The following is a 16,112-nucleotide window of genomic DNA, read 5'->3' on the forward strand; positions in this document are numbered from 1 at the left end:
CGGGCTGCGAGCCCACCGCCCCAGCGCCTGCCAACGGGCCCGAGCCTGGGCCGCGAAGCCCTCACCCGCTGGGACGCGATACGACGCCTGCCTACGCGATGGCCGTCGATGCCGCCCTGCGCCCGGAGCTGGATGAGGCGGCGTGGAGGCGGTGTCCCTGATCTACTGATGGAGCGTCAGGTACACCTTCGAGCCCGAGCTCGTCGTACGGGGGTCGACGGCGCCGCCGCCCGTCGGCTGACCCACCCGTACCCCTCCGCTCCCTCGCAGCGTCCCGTTTCCCCTCATGCGCCCCTCCCCGCTTTCCTCCTTCTTTCCCGGCGCCGGTTCCGGGAGGCCCAACGCCTCCCGGACCGGAGCCGTTCGCCTGCGCGGACTTCTCGAAGCTGACCTGCGGGGACGCGTCGTCCAGCGCGTGGGTTCTGTCACGGCTGTTGACAAAGCGGTGACCTGATAGAAACCTGACACCTCGACGACGCAAAATATGAACCAAAACGCTCAATATGTTGGTAGGGCGTCGTCATTCGTTGTCAGAGTCCTGCTGGTTTCCTGGCGAGAGCCACTGTTGTTGTCCCCACCTGCAGCTGGGCGCCGTGCTCGTCGTCACCCTGTTGCGATACGGGGCCGGTAACGGAACGCCGAGCCGTGGCCCAGCGCTTGGAGAGGCCCATATGAGAGGCAACATCCTGAGCCTGCGGCTGACGGTCGGCATGCTGATAGCCGGACTGATCGCCGTCGGACTCCTTCCCGTCCACGCGTACGCGGCAGCCGCACCACCACCGAACATCGCTCTCGGTAGAACCGTGACGGCAGGCGGCACCCAGGGGGCGTACGTCGCCGGCAACGTCACCGACGGAAGCCAGCAGTCCTACTGGGAGGGCCCGGCCGGGGCGTTACCGCAGTGGGTGCAGCTCGACCTCGGTGCAGGAACCCGGGTCGACCGCGTCGTCCTGAAGCTCCCCACCACCTGGGAGGCCCGTTCGCAGACCGTCGGGGTGCTCGGCAGCGGCAACGGCAGCGACTTCACCACGCTCGCCGCGTCCCGGTCCCGCGCGTTCGACCCGTCCGAGGCGAACACCGTCAGCATCGACCTCACCTCCGCGACGACCCGGTACCTCCGGATCCGGGTGACGGCGAACACCGGCTGGGACGCGGCCCAGCTCTCCGAGGTCGAGGTCTACGGCGAGAACGGTTCCGGACCGGTCGACCCGCCGCCCGTCGGTACCAACCTGGCGCGCAACAAGCCCATCGAGGCGACCTCGACGACGCAGAACTACGTCGCGGCCAACGCCAACGACGACAGCACCGCCACCTATTGGGAGTCCGCCGGATTCCCGTCCGGCCTGACGGTGAAGCTCGGCGCCAACGCCGACGTCACGGCCGTCGTCGTCAAGCTCAACCCCGACCAGGTGTGGGGTGCGAGGACGCAGGCGATCGAGGTACTCGGACGCGAGCAGGCCGCTTCCGGCTTCACCTCGCTCAAGGCACGGGCCGACTACGCGTTCAGCCCCGCCACCGGGCAGAACACCGTCACCATCCCGGTGACCGGACGCTACGCCGACCTGCGGCTGACCTTCTCCTCCAACACCGGCGCCCCCGGTGCCCAGGTCGCCGAGTTCCAAGTCGTGGGCACGGCGGCCCCCGGCCCCGACCTCACCGTCACCGATCTGACCTGGGATCCGTCCGCCCCCTCGGAGACGGACCGTGTGACCGTCAACGCCACGGTGCGCAACAGCGGCACCGCCGCTGCCGCCGCCACCACGGTCGAGGTCAGCGTCGGGGGCGCCGTGGCCGGCTCCGGCCCGGTCGCCGCGCTCGCCGCCGGTGCCTCGGCGACCGTCCCGGTCCAGGTCGGCAAGCGGCCCATGGGCGAGTACACCGTGTCGGCGGTTGTCGACCCGACCGACATCGTCCCCGAGCTGGACAACAGCAACAACAGCGGTACGGCCTCGGCGAAACTGGTCGTCGGTCGGAGTCCCGGCCCCGACCTCCGGATCACGGGTATCACCACCAACCCGGCGAGCCCCGCCGCCGGGTCCGCGGTCACCTTCACCGTCGCGGTCCACAACCGGGGGACCACCGGCGCCCCGGCCGGTACGGTCACCCGGCTGACCGCCGGAAGCAGCACCCTCAACGGCACCACGGGCACCGTCGCCGCGGGCCAGACGGTCAACGTGCCGATCTCCGGCAGTTGGACGGCCACCACCGGTGGGGCGACACTCACCGCGACCGCCGACGCCACCGGCACGCTCACCGAGACCGACGAGAGCAACAACGTCTTCGCCCGCTCCCTCGTCGTGGGCCGGGGCGCGGCCGTGCCGTACACCGAGTACGAGGCGGAGGATGCCCGCTACCAGGGCACCCTTCTCACCGCCGACCAGAAGCGGACCTTCGGCCACACCAACTTCGCCACCGAGTCCTCCGGCCGCAAGTCGGTCCGCCTCAACTCCACCGGGGAGTACGTGGAGTTCACCTCCACCAACCCGTCCAACTCCGTCGTCGTGCGCAACTCCGTCCCCGATGCCCCCGCCGGCGGGGGCGCCGAGGCCACCATCAGCCTCTACGCGAACGACGTCTTTGTCCGGAAGCTGGCTCTGTCGTCCAAACACAGCTGGCTGTACGGCAGCACCGACGACCCCGAAGGACTCACCAACCGGCCCGGCGGTGACGCCCGGCGCCTGTTCGACGAGTCCCACGCACTCCTCGCCCAGTCGTACCCGGCCGGCACGAGGTTCCGGCTCCAGCGCGATGCCGACGACCGGGCCTCCTTCTACATCGTCGACCTGATCGACCTGGAGCAGGTGGCGCCCCCGGCCGGCAAGCCCGCGAACTGCGTCTCCATCACCGAGTACGGTGCCGTCCCCAACGACGGCATCGACGACACCGACGCGCTCCAGCGCGCGGTGACCGCCGACCAGAACGGGCAGATCCCCTGTGTGTGGATTCCCGCCGGTCAGTGGCGCCAGGAGCAGAAGATCCTCACCGACGACCCGCTCGACCGGGGCCAGTTCAATCAGGTGGGTATCCGGGACGTCACCATCCGCGGCGCGGGCATGTGGCACTCCCAGCTGTACACCCTCACCCCGCCGCAGGAAGCTGGCGGGATCAACCACCCGCACGAGGGGAACTTCGGTTTCGACATCGACGACAACACACAGATCTCCGACATCGCCATCTTCGGTTCGGGCACGATCCGCGGTGGCGACGGCAACGCCGAGGGCGGCGTCGGCCTCAACGGGCGCTTCGGCGAGGACACCAAGATCAGCAACGTGTGGATCGAGCATGCCAACGTCGGCGTCTGGGCCGGCCGCGACTACTCCAACATCCCCGACCTGTGGGGCCCCGGAGACGGCCTCGAATTCAACGGCATGCGGATCCGCAACACCTACGCCGACGGCATCAACTTCGCCAATGGCACCCGTAACTCGACCGTCTTCAACTCATCCTTCCGCAACACCGGGGACGACGCCCTGGCTGTCTGGGCCAGCAAGTACGTCAAGGACACCTCGGTCGACGTCGGTCACGACAACCACTTCCGCAACAACACGATCCAACTGCCGTGGCGCGCCAACGGCATCGCGGTCTACGGCGGATACGGCAACACCATCGAGAACAACATCATCTCCGACACCATGAACTACCCCGGCATCATGCTGGCGACCGACCACGACCCGCTTCCCTTCTCCGGGCAGACCCTGATCGCCAACAACGCCCTGCACCGCACCGGCGGCGCGTTCTGGAACGAGGACCAGGAGTTCGGGGCCATCACACTCTTCGCCCAGGGCCAGGGCATCCCGGGCGTCACCATCCGGGACACCGAGATCCTCGACTCGACGTACGACGGCATCCAGTTCAAGACGGGTGGCGGCAAGATGCCGGACGTGAAGATCACCCACGTCCGCATCGACAAGTCGGTCAACGGCTCCGGAATCCTCGCGATGAGCGGCGCCCGCGGCAGCGCGACACTGACCGGCGTGACCATCACCGACTCGGCCGATGGCGACGTCCGTATCGAGCCCGGTTCGCAGTTCGTCGTCAACCGAACCGGCTGACGCCTGTCCCCCTCCCCACCCCGGCACGGCGGCCCGCCCCTGCGGGCCGCCCCTGCGGGCCGCCGTTGCCAGGAGGTGCCCGAGCCGAGCAGGTCAGTCCGCTCAACCGCCCGACCCACGCGATTCGATGCTGCCCGGCCCGAAGGCCGGGCTGTGGCCGGCACCAGGGCCGAGCGCTGGTCCGGTGCCGCCACGCCGCGATCGGCCGGCCGTACGACCAACTGTTCGCGGCGTACGCGGTTGGGACCGCCCCGTGAATGGATCGAGCAGCTGCAGCCTGGTGTTCGTGTGGGGCGGATACCGCCGTTCGGTCTACGGCTGCGGCGTGCCCAGTTCCCCCGCGTCAGGTGGGGGCGCGCATCGCCGTACGGATCCTCCAGCACGCTCCGTCCGGCATAGGAGCTGCCTGGCCTCCCGTGATTGACCGGGCTGTCTGGGCGAAGGCCGTAGGCGGCTCGCAGTGCGCGCGGCACGGCCTCGTGGGGGTCTTGGTCTGTGTCGCTGCGGGTGCCGACCCCGGCCAGCCGACGACATGCTGCACACCGTGCTCCGGCGCGAGGCACTCGGCGAGTCCGTCGAGCAGATCCCCCCTGATCATCCCCACCGGCAAGCGCGAGGGACAGAACCCCTCCGTCGCCGGCATCTACCGGGCGCTCGCCGAGCACGAGAGACCCAGGCGTACCCGGAGGCAGTCGAGACGGTACACACCGATTTCTTTGCCGTGAAACGGTAGTTGGAACCACGGGGGGGGTGTGGTGACCTACGCGATCCGGATCCCGTAGGTCACGCTTGTTGGAACCACATGGTCACGCTGCTTGCAACCTGCGGTGAATTGCCATTCATGTGGGAATCAGAGTCGATAGACCTGTTTCGAGACGCGCGGGCGAAGCCGACCGCCCCGGCGGGTGATGACCGCCGTGCACTTCACCAGGGCACTACGCCGGCGTCTTCGAAGAACTTGCCGCTCGGGCCGTCGTCGGGCAGGGTCGCCAGCTTGATGGCGATCGCCGCGCCCTGTTCGGGGGTGCGCACGCCGCGGAAGCCGTTGAGGTCGGTCGCGACGTAGCCGGGGCAGCCCATGTTGATCAGGATGTTCGTGCCGCTCAACTCCCGGGCGTACTGCAGGGTGACGGCATTCAGGAACGTCTTCGACGGCGCGTACGCCACGGCCACCGGTCCCGTCGTCAGCTCAGCGGCGGTTCCTGACTGCCGGGTGAGGGAGCCGACGCTGCTGGACATGTTCACGATCCGCGGCGAGGCAGAGCGGCGCAGCAAAGGCATCATCGCGTTGGTGACGCGGATGACGCCGATCACGTTGGTCTCCACGACCGTCCGGATGGTGACGGGATCGATCCGGCTGGGCTCCTGCGGCATCCCGCCGGTGATACCGGCGTTGTTGACGAGCACGTCGAGGCGCCCCGCCTGTTCCTCGATCAGCCGCGCGGCGGCGCTCACGCTCGCGTCGTCGGTCACGTCCAGCGGTACGCCGAAGGCGTCGACGCCGACCGTGCGCAGTTGCTCCACCGCTGCCTCACGGCGCCGATCGTCTCGGGCTCCGACGCCAACGCTCCAGCCGAGGGCGCCCAGGCCCACGGCGATCTCGTAGCCAATTCCCTTGTTCGCACCGGTGACCAGCGCAATCGTTCGTTCGCTCATAGGGACCATGCTGCCCCCGGACCCCGCCGGGGGTCCAAGACCGATCCGATGACCAACGATACCGACAGGGTATTGAACCGGGGTAGCGTGGCTGCATGGAAACCCGGGAACTGCGGTATTTCGTCGCCGTGGCCGAAGAGCTGCACTTCGGGCGCGCAGCGCGGCGACTCGGGATCGCGCAGCCGCCCTTGTCACGGGCCATCCAGCAACTCGAACGCCGGCTCGGGGCAGCGCTGCTGGATCGGACCAGCCGCACCGTCACGCTGACCGAAGCCGGCTCCGTGCTGTTGGCCGAGGGCCGGGCGGCCCTCGCTGCGGTCGGGGCCGCCGAGCGCCGGACCCGCCGCGCCGCCCTTTCCGCAACCGGCCGTCCCGGCCTGGTCCTGGTGGCGAAAGCGAGCGCGTCCCGCGAGCTGCTGGCGAAACTGCTCGACGCGTACGCCGCCGAACCCGGCGCAGTCCCCGTCGATGTCATCCTGTGCGGCCCGGCTGAGCAGGAACGACTCCTGCGCGAAGGCCGGGCCGACGTGGCGCTGCTGCACCGGCCGTTCGACTCGACGGCCGGGTTCCACACCGAAGAGCTCAGCACGGAGGGCCAGGTGGTGGTCCTGCCGGACGGGCATCCGCTCACGGACCGGGCCCATGTACTCATGGCCGACATCACCGGGCTGCCGGGCCTGCCTCTGCCACGCTGGCCCGACCCCGACGGCACCTACCCACCCGGCCCCGGCCCACAGGTCCGCGACCACGCACAGTTGCTGCAGCTCGTCGCGCTCGGCCGGGCCTGCGCGGTCTCACCGGAGTCGTGCCGAGCCCAACTGCACGGTGACCTCGCGGCCGTGCCCGTGCTGGACGCGCCGAAAGTCACCACCGTCATTGCCTGGCCCCCGCACAGCCGGTCCAGAGCCGTCGCCGACCTTGTCCGCGCTGCGACACGTCTCCCGTAGTTCCCGCATGCCTGGCTGGGTTCCACCTATCGCGGCCCGGCTCAACTTCGCCGCCCTTCAACAGCGAAACCGCAGCCCCAAGTAGTTGCTCAGCGCCACACGCCACCACCTGGCCTAGCTATACGAGAACAGGGCGGAGAGGCCCGCGAGCTCATGGAAACTGAAGGGTCTCCAGCGCGAACCCGAGGGACCGCTGCCTTGATCCTGGAGGATGGACCCATGGGTTCGCGTCAGGACAAGGGCCGGGTCTCGACAGCCTGCTCCAGGAGGGCCCCTGCTGAGTCCGCGTAGCGAATGGCGGTCTACTCGCCGATGCCGAAGACGAGGGACAGGTGGAGCGGGTCGGGCCCGTGGATCAGGGCTTGGTCAAGCCGGCGGTCGGCGCGGAGTCGATCCAGGGTCACGGTGAGCTTGCGGGTGGCCCTGCCTCGGCTGCACAGGCGGCAGCGACCGTTTCCGCCCCCGCGCTTGATCGGATCAGCAACGCTGTCCCTACCTGCAGAAGGGCCTGTGCGCAGCCGGACCCGTCACCGCCCTCCGATACGGTATCCCCCGGCCCGGCCGGCGCCGTCCTCGGCCACCGCTGCCCCCTGCACGTCACATTCACACCAGCCTCAACCTTGTTGTACTCCGCCCGCCTCCGCCGCCTTCGGACCACGCGGCGGTGTACGGGAGTACTGCATCACTTCACCCACCAGGAGGGCCCCTGACTGAACTGGGGCAGCCGGGGCGTCTACTACTCCGGCAGCCTCTCCGTCACCGCCTGCCGCGCGATGCTGGAGCGGATCATGGCCAACCGCGCGGCCGGCAGGCCCTGGATCGCGCAGGAGGCCCGCTCCCACCCCGAAACCGCACAAGGGGTCACCCGCGAAGGAACCGAGGTCACCTTCGAGGCGTACACCAAACTCAGCGGCTTCTCCACCCCCGAGGGGCTCGTGGGCATGCAGGACCACTCCCCCAAAGTCCACGGCGCGCACCACCCCACACCGTCGTCAGTATCGTGCACTGACCGCCCACGACATCAAGCCTCGCCCCCCTGGCCTCTTCAAGCCCGACTCGACGTCCGGGCGCTCGCCGGAAGGACACTCACGGATCGGCGCTAGGCGGGGCCGGTAGAACACCTCGAAACCGGTGAGCGGATTCGTCGGGCTTGGCGCTGCGGGCTCGTATCCCTAAGTCGCGAGCAGAACATGAGCCCAACTCACATTTAGGGATGCGATGACCATGGTTCAACCTCCGTACCGCAGACTCAGATCCCTCACGGTGGTGTCACTGCTCCTCGCCGTGATGACCCTGGCACTCGGCCCGATGCCCAGCTCCGCGGCGGAGCCCAACTGGTGGGATCCGACCGCCCGGCCCGCACCCGACACGCAGATCGGCGTCACGGGCGAGCCCTTCAAGGGCACCGACGCCCAGGGGCGTGTAAGGGGCTTCGTCGACGCCCACGACCACATCATGTCCAACGAGGGCTTCGGCGGCCGGCTGATCTGCGGCAAGCCGTTCTCGGAGCAGGGCGTCGCCGACGCGCCCAAGGACTGCCCCGAGCACTACCCCGACGGCACGGGCGCCGTCTTCGACTTCATCACCAAGGGCGACGGGAAGCACGACCCCAACGGGTGGCCCACGTTCAAGGACTGGCCCGCCCACGACTCGCCTACCCACCAGCAGAACTACTACTCCTGGATCGAGCGGGCCTGGCGCGGCGGCCAGCGAGTGCTGGTCAACGACCTGGTCACCAACGGCGTGATCTGCTCGGTCTACTTCTTCAAGGACCGTAGCTGCGACGAGATGACCGCCATCCGCCTTGAGGCGCAGAAGACGTACGACATGCAGGCCTTCATCGACAAGATGTACGGCGGCCCGGGCAAGGGCTGGTTCCGGATCGGCACCGACAGCGCGCAGGCCCGCGAGGTCATCAAGCAGGGCAGGCTGGCCGTCGTCCTGAGGGTCGAGACCTCCGAGCCGTTCGGCTGCAAGCAGATCCTGGATGTCGCGCAGTGCCGCACCCTGTTCCTGGACTGCCTTCCGGCCGCCCACCATCAACTGCTCGGCCATGGCCTGGCGCTGAGGGAGCTGCGGGCGCGCGGCCTCCAAGTGATGATCGCCAACAACTGCACCCCGGTCTGGCCCGCTGCGGACTCCCCCACCGACCACACCGCCGCGCGAGCCTACGACAACCTGCACAACCGCCTGTTCAACGACCCGATCCTCACGGGCACCTACCCGGACCTGTCGGACTTCGGCGCGGACACGACCCTCGGCGGCTCCGTGCGGTCCGGCGATCTCGAACTGGTCTCGGCCCCCTTGAGCGCGCTCGGCATCAACTACTACAACCCGACCCGGATCCAGGCGCCGGCTTCCGAGGGACTGCCGTTCGAAGAGGCCCCATCAAGGGCTACCGCCGCACCTCCTACTGGCCCGTCGTCCCCGACGGCCTACGGGAACTGCTCGTCGGCCTCAAGGAGCGCTACCCGGCACTCCCACCGGTCTACATCACGGAGAACGGCTGCTCGACCGAGGACGTCGTCAACACGGACGGCACCGTCCTCGACCTCGACCGCATCGACTACTTGGACACCCACCTCCAGGCCGTCGCCACCGCCGTGGCCCAGGGCGTGGACGTGCGCGGTTACTTCACCTGGACCCTGATGGACAACTTCGAATGGGCCGAGGGTTTCCACCAGCGCTTCGGTCTCGTCCACGTCGACCACGACACCCAGGTCCGCACCCCGAAGGCGTCCTTCGCGTGGTACCGCGACCTCATCCGTGCTCAGCGCGGTTGAGCGACGGTGGCGCCGGCTTCACGGGCGCGGCGTGCGGTGTCGACCGTGCTACGGGTGTCGCCGGGGTGGCTGATCGCCAGGCACACGGCGTCGGCGGGGAGCTGGCAGCAGCCAGTTGGGCGGTGAGGGGGTCGGCAACGCACCCCGGGGCGCGCAGGCGGTAGGCGGCGTCGATGGCCACGGCCGCGGAGAGCCCGGCGGCGGTCACGACGACATGCACATGCGCTTCCACTCCTTCTCCACCCGGGCGCGCCTGGACAAGGCCAACGGAACCCACGCCAACCAGGTCATGCTCACCCGCTCCAGCGGGCACGGATTCACTCTCGCCGGGATGCTGTCCGACATGGACCAGTGGCTCACCGGCATCAAGGGGGACTCCGGCACCGACGCCCAGTTCGAGGATCTGCAGTCGATCTTCCGAACCGGTGTCTGCGACTGGTCCGTGCCCTGGGCGGGTCAGCAGGGCATCGCCGGCACCTGGGAGTCCTTCGACCCGAAGTAACGGGACCGCCGCAGGCGAGCCCAAATGGGCGCGACCTCCCGCTCCGGTGCCCGCGGTGGTGAGTTCCAGCGCTCGTCCAGGTCAGCACCCGTTTCGGGTCCGCTGAAGCACCGTCCCTCCTCTCTTCCCCTCCTTGTCGTCAGTGGGCGAGGAGAGGAGGGAGAGGGGGCTCAGCCGGAGGAGGCCGTGGGGCAGTACTCGGCCTCCATGATGCCGTCCGGGGATGCCACGCTCCAGTCCCCGTTGCGGTTGTAGGCGAGCTGGTGGCGGCCGTCCCCGGTGGTGACGGCCAGGGAGGTCGACCCCACCATGCCTCCGCCGTGGCCCCAGACCGTCGATCCGCAGCTCGTGCGGAACTGTGTGAGGCCCAGCCCGTAGGACACGTTGGGGCGGCCGGGGGCCGGGACGGTGGTCTTCATGGCCTTGAGCTGTTCCGGCGGGAGCAGCTTGCCGCGCAGCAGGGCCCTGTAGAACCGGTTCAGGTCGCCGGTGGTGGAGATGATGTCGCCGTCGGCCCAGCCCTGCGACCCGTTCATGCTGGTGACGTCGTCGATGCGATCGGGGTCCGACGCGAACAACTTGGAGTAGCTCCGGCTGCTGGGCCGGGGTATGTGGATGCTGTTGCCGGGGTGGGAAGTGTTCCTCAGGCGCAGCGGTTCGATGATGCGGTCGCGCACCTCGGCCTCGTAGGTCCGCCCGCCCACCTTCTCGATGATCAGCGCGGCCAGGACGTAGTTGGTGTTGGAGTACGAGAGTCTGTCACCGGGCGGGAACAGCGGCTGATGGGAGAGCGCCACCCCCACCTGCTTCTCGGGCGGCAGGGTGTCGTAGCGGTGCTTGAGGAAGCCGTCGCCCCGCATGTACGTCCTGAGGTATTCCTCGTCGGCCAGGTAGTCGAACAGGCCGCTGGTGTGGCTGAGAAGCTGACGTACGGTGATCTTGTGCCCGTCGTTGCCGTTGCCTCGCACCAGGCCGCGGAGATGGTCCTCCACGGTGTCGTCGAGACCGACTCTCCCCTCCGCCTCCATCTGGAGCAGGACGGTCGCGACGAACGTCTTGGTGATACTGCCGATCCGGAATCGGTCGTTCTTGCCGCGCGGCGCGCCGGTTGTCAGGTTGCCCACACCCGACGTTGACGTCCAGACGCGGTCGGTGTCGCGTACCTGGGCCGTGATGCCGGGGATACCTCCCTCCACCTCCGCGTCCATCGCGCGCTGGGTCGCCTCGTGCCCCGCCCTCGCGGAGGCGCCGTCCGATGCTGTCCGGGCGGGGACCGCGAAGGCGGTGGCCGCCATCGCGGCCGTCACGAGACCCACCGCGCCGACCCGTGCGGTCTTTCTTGGCGTCATGCCGTACTCCTCATCGCCTTCTGTGCTGCGTGATACGCGTGCGCACTGTCCGGTCCATGGGGGGGGGATCACGATGTCCTCCGGTGGACGGACTTGAATGCGGACGTCGGCCGGGGGCTCCCGGCCGGTCTCCAGACCATCACTCGCAGGGGCCGTCGAGCGTCGTGGCAGCGGATGATCCGGACCGGGGCCCAGGGGCCCTTCCCGGCCCGCGGCCAGGACCCTGGTCCTGGTTCCGCACAACCAGGAAGTACCCCTGCGGGACGGCCGGGGTGCGTTTGACGGGTCGATGGCGGCGGGGAGGCGGCGTTGCGGGCTCCGTCGCGTCTCTGGAGCTGGGCGCGGCGGTTCCCGCTACCCGGTGTGCCCGTCGCCGGGAGGGTCCACGGCTGCCGCGCGGGCAGTGACCAGGCCCGATTCGTACGCCGCGATGACCGCCTGGGCGCGGTCGCGGACGGCGAGCTTGCCGAAGATGCTGGTGATGTAGTTCTTGACCGTGGAGACGCTGATGTCCAGGGCTCGGGAGATCTCGGTGTTGTCGAGGCCGGTGGCCATCAGATGCCACACCTCGACCTCGCGGGGGGTGAGTTCCCCCGGGCCGGTGGGGGCGGGCCGCGCGCCGCTCGGTGCCCGTACGTAGGTGGAGATCAGCCGGGTGAGCAGGCGCGGCGCGACGACGGCCTCGCCTGCGTGGACGGTGCGGATCGCCGCGCTCAGGTCTTCCGGAGAGCTGTCCTTGGGCAGGAACCCGTAGGCTCCGGCGCGCAGGGCGCCCACGACATACTCGTCGAGATCGAAGGTGCTCAGGGCCAGGACCCGGCAGCCGGGCAGGGTGGCGGCGAGTTCCTCGGTCGCGCCGACCCCGTCGAGGACGGGCATCCTGATGTCCATCACCACGACGTCGGGGCGCAGTTGATGGGCGAGGGTGACGGCCAGCGCGCCGTTCTCGGCCTCGCCCACCACCTCGAAGTACGGGTCGGGGGAGAGAATCAGCGACAGGCCCCGCCGGACCAGTGGCTGGTCGTCCACGATCAGCACCCTGATCCTCTCCGGCGTCGGCATGCTCCCGCTCATCGGCGTGACCCCTCGTGCTGGAAGGCCGCCTCGTCCGCCTCGTCCGTGGGCAGTGGCAGGTCGGCCACCACAGCGAACCCCCCTTCGGCCTGCGGGCCGACAGTGAGGGTGCCGCCGTGCAGGGCGACGCGCTCGCGCATGCCGGTGAGCCCGTGACCGCCCGAGCCCACCGCCGGCGCCCCTTCCTGCGGCGGTGCGCCCCCGCCGTCGTCCCGTATCTCGATGGTGACCCGCTTCTGGTGGTACGTCAGCTGCACGGACGCGCGGGCGGCTCCCGCGTACTTGCGGGTGTTGGTGAGGGCCTCCTGGGCGATCCTGAACACCGTGAGGCCGACGGTCGGCGGCAGCGGGCGCTGCGGCCCGCTGACGCCGAACCCGGTCGGCAGTCCGGCGAGGCGGGACTCGGCCACCAGGCGGTCGAGGTCGTCCACGCCGGGCTGGGGCAACGAGGGCGCGGTCTCCGGTTCGTCGCCGGCCCGCAGCACGTCGAGGAGTTGGCGCATCTCGCGCAGCGCGAGCCGTCCGGAGGACTCCAGGGTGATCAGCGCGTCCCGGACCACCTCCGGTTCGGCGAGGTTGGCCCGCGCTCCGCCGGCCATCAGCTGCATGGTGGTGATGTGGTGGGCCACGATGTCGTGCAACTCCCTTGCGATGCGGCGGCGTTCGTCGGCCACCGCGCGGTCGGCGAGGAGCCTGCGGTTGGCCGCCACCTCCTGCTGCCAGCGGTTGATCGCCACGGCGGTGGCCACGACGATCAGCGTGGTGAGGGGCGAGGCGATGGCATCCTGCCAGGGCGGAATCCGGCCGTTGGCCTGGCTCAGCAGCGTCAGCGACACCGTCGCGACGGCCGCGACCGCCGTCACCCGGCCGGGGCAGGCCCTGGCGACCGAGTACAGGGCGACCACCAGGACGGCACCGAAGTGCGTGGGCAGCGGTACGGTCAGGGCGGCCGTCGCATCGAGTGCCAGTACGGCGGCGAGCGCCACCACCGGGTGGCTGCGCCGGGCGAGCAGCGGCACGGCTGCCAGCGCGACGAGCAGGAACCCGGCCACGCTCACGTCGTGCCGGCCGTCGGGGTCGTTGAAGAACACGTAGCTGAGCAGGTTCATCGCGCAGGCCCCGGCGGTCACGAGTGCGTCGTTACGGGTCCACGGCGGCTCGGCACTGTCGATGTGCAGCGGTATTCGGGCATCGCCGGGCCCGGTGTGTCGGCTGCTGGGCATTTCTGTTCTCCCTGTGTCCGGCCTCCCGGCCCCCGGGACAGGGTTGCACAGCAGCCGCAGCGCCGGCACCACCGGCGGCGGTTCACGGCCCCCGCCTCCGGGCGCTGACCTGGATCGGAACCAGGACCAGGGTCCTGGCCGCGGGCCGGGAAGGGCCCCTGGGCCCCGGTCCGGATCATCCGCTGCCACGACGCTCGACGGCCCCTGCGAGTGATGGTCTGGAGACCGGCCGGGAGCCCCCGGCCGACGTCCGCATCCAAGTCCGTCCACCGGAGGACACATCGTGATCCGCGCTCTGACCGGGTACTCCACCCGACACCCGTGGAAGGTCATCGCCCTCTGGGCGGTGCTGGGTGTCGTACTGAGCGCCCTGGCCCCGACACTGATCGCCCGCGTCACCCAGCACCGGACCGGGGACTTCCTGCCCCGCAGCTACGACTCGGCCGCCGCGCTGCAGATCGCCGAGGAGCAGTTCGGGGTGAACCCCGACGCCACCACGGTGACCGTGCTGGTCGCCCGATCCGACGGCAAGGCCCTCAGCGCCGCCGACCGGAGGCGGGTCGGGGCCGAGGCGGCGAAGCTGGCCCAGCGCCGGGTGATCATGCCCAGAGAAGACGACATGCCGGAGTTCCTTGTCCCGGACCGCTCCCAGACGCCCCGGATCGCCCCGGCGATGACGGCGCCCGACCGGAGCTTCGAGCTCCTCTCCGTCCAACTGACAGGGAATCCCTCGGACAAGGGGGTCCAGGGTGTCTACCGGACCTTCCGGGACGCCGCCCGGACGCAGTTCTCCGAAGCGGGGATGCGCACCGGGTTCACCGGGAGTCTCGCCGACACCGTCGACACCACCGATGCCCACGAGACCGCCGCGAAGGTCGGGGGCGCCCTCGTCCTGGGGTTCATCATCCTGCTCAATGTGCTGGCGTTCCGCAGCGCGTTGGCGGCCCTGCTGCCGCTGCTCGCGGTCGCCGTCATCGGCGGCGTGGCGGTGGGTGCCGTCGCGGGTGCCGCGATGATCACCGGGCACAAGCTCGACGCGGGCACCCCGGGCCTGATCAACGTGGTCCTGCTCGGTATCGGCATCGACTACCTGCTGTTCCTGCTGTTCCGCTTCCGCGAGCAACTGCGCGACCGGCCCGAACAGCCCGCCCGCGAGGCGGCCGAGGAGGTCTCCGGCCGGGTGGGCACCGCGATCACCTCGGCGGCGCTGACCATCGTGGCCGCGTTCGCCACGCTGGGCCTGGCGACCTTCGGACAGTTCCGCTCGCTGGGCCCCGCGATCGCCGTAGCGGTCCTGGTGATGCTGCTCGGCAGTCTCACCCTGCTGCCGGCGCTGCTCGCGGCCGCCGGGCGCAAGATGTTCTGGCCCTCCCGGACCCTGCACCACAAGCCGCGCGAAGGCCGTGCCGCCCGCCTGGGCGCGCTGGTCACACGACGCCCGCTGCTGATGCTGACGGCCTCCGTCGGGCTGCTCGCCGCGCTTGCCGCCGGGTTGATCGGCATGCGCATGGACTACGGCCGGGGCGACTCCGGCGACCGGACCCCCGCCGCGGCCACCGCGGCCGAGATCTCCCGCTCGCTGCCGGCCGGAGTGTCGGACCCGACGAGTGTCTTCATCACCGCCAAGGACGGCGGCACCCTCACCACCGCCGGATTCGACAGCCTCTCCCATGCGCTCGCCCAGGTCGGTGGCGTGGGCAAGGTCGCACGGACCGTCCTGAACGAGGACCACCGCGCCGCCCGGATCGACGTCTACCCGACCGCTGACCCGCAGAGCCGGCAGGCCCGCGACCTGGCCTCCGGGCCGATTCGGGCCGCGGTCGCCCGGCACACACCTGCCGGGACCACGGCACACGTGGGCGGAACGGCGGCGATCTTCGCCGACATCTCCACCGCTGTCGACCACGACCTGAAGATCGTGTTCCCGGTCGCGGCCGCGCTGATCGCGCTGATCCTGCTGCTGCTCCTGCGCAGCCTGCTCGCACCGGTGGTTCTGATGCTCTCCGTCGGGCTCGGCTTCGCCGCCACCCTCGGCGCCGCAACGCTGCTGTTCCAGCACGGCATCGGCAAGCCGGGCGTCAACTTCACCCTCCCCCTGGTGCTGTTCCTGTTCGTCGTGGCACTGGGAACCGACTACAACATCCTGATCGCCGACCGGATCCGGGAGGAGATGCAGCGACCGGGCCCGGCCCGCGCCGCCGTTGCGCGCGCGGTACGGCATACGGCACCGGCCATCGCGACGGCCGGGCTGGTGCTGGCCGGCTCCTTCGCCACGCTCGCCACATCCCCCGGAAGTGAACAGGTCGCCTTCGCACTGACGCTCGGCATCATGCTCTCCGCGCTCGTCCTCTCGCTGGTGCTGGTCCCCGCCCTTGCCGCACTCCTCGGCCGGGCCATCTGGTGGCCGGTCCGCCCGCGCCCCACCACGGGAGGTCACCCGCAGCACCGTGCGACCGCACCCGCCCCGGAACCCGACCGGGTCACGGCGTACTGACTGAGCGTTCATCCCATCGTGTCCCGGGACAA

General features: G+C 70.0%; 9 protein-coding genes and 2 pseudogenes. 6 read left to right on the plus strand and 5 right to left on the minus strand.

The window, feature by feature from the left end; genetic code table 11:
- Positions 1 to 671: 671 nt before the first annotated feature.
- Entirely contained in the window at positions 672 to 4,052 is a 3,381-nt protein-coding gene (locus A6A29_RS16060; RefSeq protein ID WP_073720762.1) for a CARDB domain-containing protein, read from the plus strand.
- 924 nt (positions 4,053 to 4,976) lie between these two features.
- On the opposite strand, the gene A6A29_RS16070 is transcribed toward A6A29_RS16060, so the two are convergent.
- Positions 4,977 to 5,708, minus strand: a complete 732-nt coding sequence (locus A6A29_RS16070) for an SDR family oxidoreductase (protein WP_073720763.1) — start codon at positions 5,706 to 5,708, stop codon at positions 4,977 to 4,979.
- A 95-nt stretch (positions 5,709 to 5,803) separates the two neighbouring features.
- Between A6A29_RS16070 and A6A29_RS16075 the strand changes: the two genes are divergently transcribed.
- Positions 5,804 to 6,655 carry a LysR family transcriptional regulator gene (locus A6A29_RS16075; protein ID WP_073720764.1) on the plus strand — a complete coding sequence of 284 codons (852 nt, stop codon included), beginning with the start codon at positions 5,804 to 5,806 and terminating at the stop codon, positions 6,653 to 6,655.
- A gap of 736 nt (positions 6,656 to 7,391) precedes the next feature.
- Here A6A29_RS16075 and A6A29_RS16080 read toward each other — a convergent pair.
- Positions 7,392 to 7,598 carry a hypothetical protein gene (locus tag A6A29_RS16080; RefSeq protein ID WP_073720765.1) on the minus strand — a complete coding sequence of 69 codons (207 nt, stop codon included), beginning with the start codon at positions 7,596 to 7,598 and terminating at the stop codon, positions 7,392 to 7,394.
- A 275-nt stretch (positions 7,599 to 7,873) separates the two neighbouring features.
- Here A6A29_RS16080 and A6A29_RS44015 point away from each other — a divergent pair.
- The 3 genes and pseudogenes from A6A29_RS44015 to A6A29_RS16095 all read left to right on the plus strand — a co-directional run.
- Positions 7,874 to 8,674 (plus strand): annotated as a pseudogene (locus tag A6A29_RS44015) (discoidin domain-containing protein); the annotation flags it as partial.
- Positions 8,657 to 9,438: pseudogene (locus A6A29_RS16085) on the plus strand (glycoside hydrolase family 1 protein); the annotation flags it as partial. The pseudogenes A6A29_RS44015 and A6A29_RS16085, both read left to right, overlap by 18 nt.
- Before the next feature lie 220 nt (positions 9,439 to 9,658).
- A complete protein-coding gene (locus A6A29_RS16095; protein ID WP_073720766.1) occupies positions 9,659 to 9,940 on the plus strand; it encodes a DUF6351 family protein in 282 nt (93 codons plus the stop codon).
- A 170-nt stretch (positions 9,941 to 10,110) separates the two neighbouring features.
- Here A6A29_RS16095 and A6A29_RS16100 read toward each other — a convergent pair whose 3' ends face one another.
- From A6A29_RS16100 to A6A29_RS16110, 3 genes are all read right to left on the minus strand, one after another.
- Positions 10,111 to 11,289: a serine hydrolase domain-containing protein gene (locus A6A29_RS16100; protein WP_198953089.1), complete on the minus strand. Its 1,179-nt coding sequence runs from the start codon at positions 11,287 to 11,289 to the stop codon at positions 10,111 to 10,113.
- A 354-nt stretch (positions 11,290 to 11,643) separates the two neighbouring features.
- On the minus strand, positions 11,644 to 12,351 hold the full coding sequence (locus tag A6A29_RS16105; RefSeq protein ID WP_198953090.1) for a response regulator: 708 nt from the start codon (positions 12,349 to 12,351) through the stop codon (positions 11,644 to 11,646).
- 8 nt (positions 12,352 to 12,359) lie between these two features.
- Positions 12,360 to 13,586 carry a sensor histidine kinase gene (locus A6A29_RS16110; RefSeq protein ID WP_073720768.1) on the minus strand — a complete coding sequence of 409 codons (1,227 nt, stop codon included), beginning with the start codon at positions 13,584 to 13,586 and terminating at the stop codon, positions 12,360 to 12,362.
- Between the two features lie 283 nt (positions 13,587 to 13,869).
- On the opposite strand from A6A29_RS16110, the gene A6A29_RS16115 reads away from it, so the two are divergent.
- Positions 13,870 to 16,080, plus strand: a complete 2,211-nt coding sequence (locus A6A29_RS16115) for an MMPL family transporter (RefSeq protein WP_073720769.1) — start codon at positions 13,870 to 13,872, stop codon at positions 16,078 to 16,080.
- Positions 16,081 to 16,112: the final 32 nt, after the last annotated feature.

The organism is Streptomyces sp. TSRI0281, assembly GCF_001905125.1.
GTDB lineage: Bacteria > Actinomycetota > Actinomycetes > Streptomycetales > Streptomycetaceae > Streptomyces.

Coding starts and splice junctions, on each gene's coding strand:
- A6A29_RS16060 (WP_073720762.1), top strand. CDS start 672: ATGAGAGGCAACATCCTGAGCCTGCGGCTGACGGTCGGCATGCTGATA.
- A6A29_RS16070 (WP_073720763.1), bottom strand. CDS start 5,708: ATGAGCGAACGAACGATTGCGCTGGTCACCGGTGCGAACAAGGGAATT.
- A6A29_RS16075 (WP_073720764.1), top strand. CDS start 5,804: ATGGAAACCCGGGAACTGCGGTATTTCGTCGCCGTGGCCGAAGAGCTG.
- A6A29_RS16080 (WP_073720765.1), bottom strand. CDS start 7,598: ATGCCCACGAGCCCCTCGGGGGTGGAGAAGCCGCTGAGTTTGGTGTAC.
- A6A29_RS16095 (WP_073720766.1), top strand. CDS start 9,659: ATGCGCTTCCACTCCTTCTCCACCCGGGCGCGCCTGGACAAGGCCAAC.
- A6A29_RS16100 (WP_198953089.1), bottom strand. CDS start 11,289: ATGACGCCAAGAAAGACCGCACGGGTCGGCGCGGTGGGTCTCGTGACG.
- A6A29_RS16105 (WP_198953090.1), bottom strand. CDS start 12,351: ATGCCGACGCCGGAGAGGATCAGGGTGCTGATCGTGGACGACCAGCCA.
- A6A29_RS16110 (WP_073720768.1), bottom strand. CDS start 13,586: ATGCCCAGCAGCCGACACACCGGGCCCGGCGATGCCCGAATACCGCTG.